This is a genomic window from Lactobacillus hamsteri DSM 5661 = JCM 6256, assembly GCF_000615445.1.
GTDB classification, from domain to species: Bacteria; Bacillota; Bacilli; order Lactobacillales; family Lactobacillaceae; genus Lactobacillus; species Lactobacillus hamsteri.
In genome coordinates this window covers 1-6,922 of the sequence record NZ_BALY01000051.1, presented here as the reverse complement: position 1 = coordinate 6,922, position 6,922 = coordinate 1, and the positions used below count along the sequence as shown (strand labels likewise).

Sequence of the window (6,922 nt, the reverse complement as noted above, 5' to 3'; positions counted from 1 at the left end):
CTTAATGGTGGGCACATGCCATTAGTATTAAATGTTGATAAAGCAAAGTTTTTTGCTAAAGGTAATTTGTTGAAAATTATGATAACTGAAAAAGATGGTCGTGTTTCAGAATTATATTTCAAATTAGATCCTAGATCTAAGAAAGAAGCCGATAATGTTAAAACAAAAAAATATTATGCCAAAGAAATTGAAGGCTAGTGCGTTATTAAGTAGCATACTTGTACTAGCAACATGTTTATTATTTTTTAAATTATATCAAGATATACTGCATCGTAATATTCAAAATAATCAAATGATTGTGGAATATTTAGATAATAATTAACTTTGCTTGCACCCGTATTTACCTTTCTTTAAAATAAATAGAGTAATTAAAAAGAAGGGTGAAGTATGGGAAATTTAGAAAAAATCTTTAATCAATTCTTGAATTGTGTAACTACTTTACAAGATGCCTTAAATGTTTCTTTCGGTGAAGCTTTGACTGAAACTTTTGATAATCTTGAAAATGGCAAAATTAAAGTAGAAATGGGAGCTCCAGATGAAGCAACAGTTGCTAAATTAAGTAAAATGTATGCTTCACTTGACTATGAAAAATTACCACAAAAGATTAAGGTTCAAATTTTTACTTATTTAACACTTAAGGCGATTACTGATGACGGCAGGGATGTTAATCAAATGCCAACTCCTGCAATTGTTTCAACAGTTATTGCTTTGCTTATGCGTAAAATGTTGCCGAATAAGGAAAAATTAGAAATTGTAGATCCTGCGATTGGTACTGGTGCACTTTTATATTCAGTAATAAATCAATTGAAATCTGCTAATCATTCAAGAGATATTTACAATTTAGTAGGTATTGATAATGATGAAGAAATGCTCAATTTTGCTGATATTTCTGCTCATTTGAATAATTTAAAAATTGATTTATATTGCCAAGATGCTTTGACAGCATGGATGGTTGAAGCTGCAGATGCAGTTGTTACTGATTTGCCAATTGGTTATTATCCAGTTGATGAAAATGCTAAGAATTTTGCTACTAAGTCAGAAAAAGGACATTCTTTAGCTCACTTGCTGTTTGTTGAGCAAATTATTAAGAATTTGAAGCCAGCCGGCTGGGCATTTTTAGTAGTTCCAAGTTCAATTTTGTCTGGTAAAGGTGGAGCTGATTTCATGCCTTGGCTTTCAGAAAAAGTCTATTTGAAAGCAATCGTGGAATTACCAAATGAAATGTTTAGAAATAAATTTAATAAAAATCTATATTAGTTTTCCAAAATCATGGTGAAAATGCTACTAGCAGTGAAGTATTATTGACTAAATTGGATTCGTTAAAGAATGAACAAGCTTTGATTAAATTCAATGAAAAACTTAACGAGTGGTATACTAAAAATAATCATTAATTTGAATAATTGGAGGATTTTATGAAAAAGGTTTTAGCAATTAATTCAGGTAGCTCTTCCTTTAAATATAAGTTATTTTCAATTCCAGATGAAGAAGTTATTGCTAAAGGAATGGCAGATAGAGTAGGTCTTGACGGTTCATCATTTGAAATTAAACTTGCTAATGGTGAAAAACATGTTGAAGAAGTAAGTATCCCTGATCAAGAAACAGCTGTCGGCTTATTGCTTAAGGCTTTGAAAAAATATAACGTTGTAGAAGATTTAACTGAAATTGCTGGCGTTGGACACCGTATTGTTGCTGGTGGTGAATACTTTAAAGATTCTGCAATTATTGATGAAGAAAATTTGCAAAGAATATTTGATTTGAAAGAATATGCACCACTTCATAACCCAGCTGAAGGTGAAGGTATTAAGGCATTCATGAAATTGCTTCCTGATGCTCCACAAGTTGGTGTATTTGATACTTCATTCCACCAAAGTTTAGATGCAACGCATTATTTATACTCTGTTCCTTATGAATGGTATGAAAAGTATCATGCACGTAAGTACGGAGCACACGGTACTTCTGTTCGCTACGTATCTAAGCGTGCTGCAGAAATGTTGGGTAAAGACGTAAAAGACCTTAAGTTGATTATCTGCCACTTAGGTTCAGGTGCGTCAATTACTGCTGTGAAAGATGGAAAATCATTTGATACGTCAATGGGCTTCTCTCCACTTGCAGGTATTACCATGAGTACTCGTTCAGGGGATGTTGATCCTTCACTTGTTCAATTTGTAATGGAAAAAGAAAATCTTTCAATGGATGAAATGATTGAGATTTTGAATAAGAAGTCAGGCTTGCTTGGACTTTCTCATATTTCACCTGATATGAGAGATTTAAAGTTTAATCCTGATGAACGTGCTCAACGTGCTCGTGCAATTTTTATCAATCGTATTATTCGCTATGTTGGCGCATACCTTACTGAAATGGGCGGTGTAGATGCAGTGATCTTTACTGCCGGTGTAGGTGAACACGATGTTGGCGTAAGAAAGGCCGTAATGGAATCTCTTGAATTCATGGGACTTAAGCCAGATCTTGAAGCTAATGAAGAAAATGGTGAAAGATTTATTACTAAGCCAGATTCTAAGATAAAAGCAATGATCGTTCCAACTAACGAAGAATTAATAATTGCGCGTGACGTTGTACGTTTGGCTCATTTAAATTAAAAAATAGATAAGTCATTTTAGTTGAGAACATAGTTATTAAAATGTATAATAACTATGTTCTTATTAATGGGGATGTTTTTGGGATTCGACAGGCGTAGACTCGCATTGACTGCGATTCGTAGGTCACGTCTACGTAAAAACGTCACTTTAAAATTAACTGCAAAAAACAGTAATTCTTACGCATTAGCTGCTTAATTTAAGCGCATGTGTTGCTTATTGACGGCTTGCTCGTGGTTGTCTTTAAGTATCAACATTAGCGAGTTACGTTTAACTACCTCACCTGAATAGTTAAAAAGAGTCTGAGCAGGTTAGCTAGTTCATACTAGCCCTGTTATATGGCGTTTTGGACTAGTGAAGTTCAAGTAATATAACTATGATCGTAGAGGTCAGTGACGAGATACGTTTGGACAGGGGTTCAACTCCCCTCATCTCCACAAGATATATAATGCTTTAATGTTAACGCCTTAAAAACGTTGATATTAAAGCATTTTTATTTTTTGAAAATTTCTGAAAATAGCTAAAAACACTAGCAAAAGGATTCATATTAGGATTCATATTTTTAAAAATAGAGGTGATTTTAAGTTAGGAAATAATACAGATTAAAAATTATTATTGGATGCAAACGAGCTAATCAAAGACTTTTAACAGTAAGCATACTAGTTTGCTTTACATACAAAAATAAACTTTTACATAAGAGTAAGAAAAGGGTTTCATTTTTTATCTTAAAAAGTATATACTTTACATGAGGTGATTTTAAATGGAACCAATTTTTTTAACTCCATATTTTAGACCCAAGATTTGGGGCGGACGTAAATTAGATACAATTTTTCATTATGATATTCCTGACGGTAAGGTTGGAGAAGCTTGGATTATTTCAGGCTATAAAGATGATGCTTCCACTGTTACTGAAGGTCCACTTAAAGGAAAATCATTAAGAGATGTTTACCTTGAACATCCTGAATTATTCGGTAATCCTAAGGCTAAAGAATTTCCACTTTTGGTTAAGTTTTTGGATGCAAACGATAACTTATCAGTTCAAGTACACCCAGATGATGATTATGCTAGAAAAGTTGAAAACGATTCTGGTAAAACCGAAAGTTGGTATGTAATGCAAGCTGATCCAGGCGCATACCTTATTTATGGTCACCATGCTAAAACTCGTGAAGAATTAGCAGATATGATTCATAAAGGTGAATGGGATAAGTTGCTCCGTAAAGTTCCAATTAAGGCTGGCGACTTCTTCTATGTTCCAGCAGGTACCATCCATGCTTTGACTAAAGGAAGCTTAGTAATTGAAACTCAACAATCCAGTGATGTAACTTATCGTCTTTACGATTACGATCGTGTTGATAAAAAGACGGGTAAGAAGCGTGAACTTCATACACAAAAATCAATTGATGTAACAACAGTTCCTCACGTTGATCCAAAGCTTGATGTGCATACTGATAAAGATCAAGATGCAGAAATTAAAACTTTGGTAGAACCACCAGTTTCACCACACTTTTACTTATGGCAAATTGATCTTGATGGTACTTGGAAGACTGGTCTTAAAGATCATCCATATCTTTTAGTTTCAGTAATTAAGGGCTCAGGTAAACTTGAAGCTGATGGCAAGAGCTGGAACTTGAAGATGGGAACTAACTTAATTATTCCAAATGAGATGAAGAATTTCACTTTCACTGGTAAAATGAGAATTGTAATGTCTGCTCCAGGAGAAGAAGACAAATAATTTTCATTTAAAGGAAGCGAAAAAGTGTGATCTATATAGCTTGTGGTAGCGTAATGATTGCAATTGGGTTAATTTGGCTGATTTCACCAGCTAAAAGACCTAATCGTATTTATGGCTATTTATCGTATCTAGCCCAAGTGAATAAGGAGAGTTTTAAATTTGCACAAAAAAGGGCAAGTTTATACTTACTGTTATTTGGAGCAATTCAATTTGCACTTGGATATATCATTCATATTTTGGGTTGGGATCGCTACTTTCTCGTTTGGTTGTTAACTTTTTACTTATTTATTTTATTTCCAATTATTTGGACTGAAAAAAGCTTAAAAAAAATTTCTTACCAAACGTGGTGAGTTGCCACCAGATTATGTTGATCCTGATCAAGTAAAACGTCATAGAACGAAAGGATTTAGGGATCGATAATGGTAATGAATATTTTAATGGTTGAAGATGACACCTCTGTTGCTGAAATGATGGAGATGTTTTTCAAAAAAGAAGGTTGGAATCAAGATATCGCTGTTGATGGTGAGCAAGCCGTAGATATGTTTAAGGCAAATGCCGCAAAATATGATCTAATAACTTTGGATTTGAATTTGCCAAAAAAAGATGGTATTCAAGTAGCTAAAGAAGTTAGACAAATTTCACCAACAGTTCCAATTATTATGCTTACAGCTCGAGGTAGTGAATCTGATCAAGTTTTGGGATTAGGTATTGGTGCCGATGAATACGTAACCAAGCCATTTAGTCCTATTGCGCTAATTGCCCGTATTAAAGCTTTGCATCGTCGTGTGGTAATGGAAGAAACTCAAAATAAACCTGCTGAGGAAAAATCTAGTGGCAGTTATGAGATTGAAACTGCTCATTTAAAGATCTCAAAAGCACGAAGAGAAGTTCTGTTTGATGGACAATCAGTTACCACCTTGACTCCAAAGGAATTTGATTTGCTTTTTACAATGGCACAAAAGCCTAAGCAAGTCTTTACCCGTGAACAGTTATTAGAACTTGTTTGGGGATATGAATACTATGGAGAAGAGCGAACCGTTGATGCGCATATTAAAAAACTTCGCCAAAAATTAGAAAAAGTTGGCCCACAGGTAATTCAAACCGTTTGGGGAGTGGGCTATAAATTTGATGATTCACAGGTCGAAAAATGAAGTTAATTTATCAGCATATGTTGGGCTTTTTGCTGATAATTGTAACGACAGTTTCAATTATTGCTATGCCGAATTAGATTATGTTAAAAATCAAGCTTATGCGCAAAATTTTCAACGTATGGATAGTTATGCCCAGTCTTTAGGTGAAATGGCTAAGACTGAGGATAAAAATGGTACGACTATTCTAAGTGGTACATTTTTAAATCAACTTCAATTTGTGCTAAAAAGGGATAATGTCCAATTTAGAATTTTTGATCAAAACAATGAACAAATTTATCCTAAAACACCAGAAGATATAAAACTATCACCCAAGGTCTTTAATACGCTGAAAAATGGCCAAGAAATTCAAATTCGTAATAATAATTTGGAAAACTCCATTGGGCAAACGAAAAGTGCATACACTGGCGTTTTAGTACCTTGGATGAGTGAAGAAAAATTGATTGGGGTAATTTGGATTGGCTCAACGGTTAAGAACGTTGAGCGGCCAATTGCCATGGCGAGACGCAATTTAACGAATGCATTAATTATTACTTTGTTTGTTGGTTTGATTCTTAGTCTGGTTTTGTCATATTATTCAACTAATAAAATTAAGCGTTTGTCTAAAGCGACAGAAAAAGTTGCTAAAGGTGATTTTGATGTTCAAATCGAGCATAAAAATCAAGATGAAATTGATCAATTAGCAACGAACTTTAATCGTATGGTTAGAGAACTAAAGAAGTCTAATGATGAGATTAAGGCGCAAGAAAAACGTCGAGACCAGTTTATGGCTGATGCTGCTCATGAAATGAGAACTCCGCTGACGACAATTAATGGTATTCTTGAAGGACTGCAATATGATGCAATTCCTGAGGAATCTAAGCCTAAGTCAATTGCATTGATGAGTAGAGAAACTAAACGATTAATTCGTTTGATAAATGAAAATCTTGATTATGAAAAGATTCGCAATAATCAAATTAACTTGATTAAAACGAATTTTGATGCTTCAAAAGTATTAAAAGATATTCAGACTCAACTTTCGCAGAATGCTGCTAAGGTAAATGATCAAATAATTTTAGAAACTCTTGAACCTTTACCGATTTATGCAGATCGTGATCGCTTTACCCAAATTATTGTTAATTTGGTTCAGAATGCTATTCAATTTACTCGTGATGGCAAAATTGTCATTTCAGGCAAAAGGTTAGAAAATGCAACTGAATTATCCGTTAGAGATAACGGTATCGGAATGAACGATGAACAAAAGAAATATATTTTTGAACGTTTCTTTAAGGCTGATCCTTCGCGAGCACGTTTAGGTACTGGAGAATCGGGCTTAGGACTTTCAATTGTTTCATCATTGGTTAAGCAGCATGGCGGAAAAATAAAAGTAGAATCTAAAGAGAATAAGGGTTCTATTTTTACTGTTATCATCTATGATAAGGGCTATGAACAATTTGTTGATTAGCAAA

The 6,922-nt window shown here is 34.0% G+C and carries 4 protein-coding genes, 1 other RNA gene and 3 pseudogenes; all 8 read left to right on the top strand.

Annotated features, from left to right (window positions below; translation table 11 throughout):
* A partial coding sequence (locus JCM6256_RS10240; RefSeq protein WP_162149734.1) for a ComGF family competence protein occupies window positions 1-198 on the top strand: 198 nt, incomplete at its 5' end.
* A 189-nt stretch (window positions 199-387) separates the two neighbouring features.
* A pseudogene (locus JCM6256_RS10235) lies at window positions 388-1,391 on the top strand (class I SAM-dependent methyltransferase).
* Window positions 1,392-1,412: 21 nt separating this feature from the next.
* Window positions 1,413-2,597: an acetate/propionate family kinase gene (locus JCM6256_RS08900; RefSeq protein WP_025081332.1), complete on the top strand. Its 1,185-nt coding sequence runs from the start codon at window positions 1,413-1,415 to the stop codon at window positions 2,595-2,597.
* 68 nt (window positions 2,598-2,665) lie between these two features.
* Window positions 2,666-3,034: a transfer-messenger RNA gene (gene ssrA / locus JCM6256_RS10535) on the top strand.
* Window positions 3,035-3,354: 320 nt separating this feature from the next.
* Window positions 3,355-4,326, top strand: coding sequence for a mannose-6-phosphate isomerase, class I (gene manA, locus JCM6256_RS08895; protein ID WP_025081331.1), 972 nt, complete (start codon window positions 3,355-3,357; stop codon window positions 4,324-4,326).
* A gap of 26 nt (window positions 4,327-4,352) precedes the next feature.
* Window positions 4,353-4,746: pseudogene (locus JCM6256_RS10230) on the top strand (SdpI family protein).
* The gene (locus tag JCM6256_RS08885) at window positions 4,746-5,477 is read left to right on the top strand and encodes a response regulator transcription factor (RefSeq protein ID WP_025081330.1); all 732 of its coding nucleotides are present in this window, start codon (window positions 4,746-4,748) and stop codon (window positions 5,475-5,477) included. The pseudogene JCM6256_RS10230 and the gene JCM6256_RS08885 overlap by 1 nt, the downstream one beginning before the upstream one ends.
* A pseudogene (locus JCM6256_RS10225) lies at window positions 5,474-6,918 on the top strand (sensor histidine kinase). The gene JCM6256_RS08885 and the pseudogene JCM6256_RS10225 overlap by 4 nt, the downstream one beginning before the upstream one ends.
* Window positions 6,919-6,922 lie beyond the last annotated feature (4 nt).

What these genes read in the sequence shown, in the direction of transcription:
- JCM6256_RS08885 (WP_025081330.1), top strand. Translation starts at nt 4,746, where the DNA reads ATGGTAATGAATATTTTAATGGTTGAAGATGACACCTCTGTTGCTGAA.
- manA (WP_025081331.1), top strand. Translation starts at nt 3,355, where the DNA reads ATGGAACCAATTTTTTTAACTCCATATTTTAGACCCAAGATTTGGGGC.
- JCM6256_RS08900 (WP_025081332.1), top strand. Translation starts at nt 1,413, where the DNA reads ATGAAAAAGGTTTTAGCAATTAATTCAGGTAGCTCTTCCTTTAAATAT.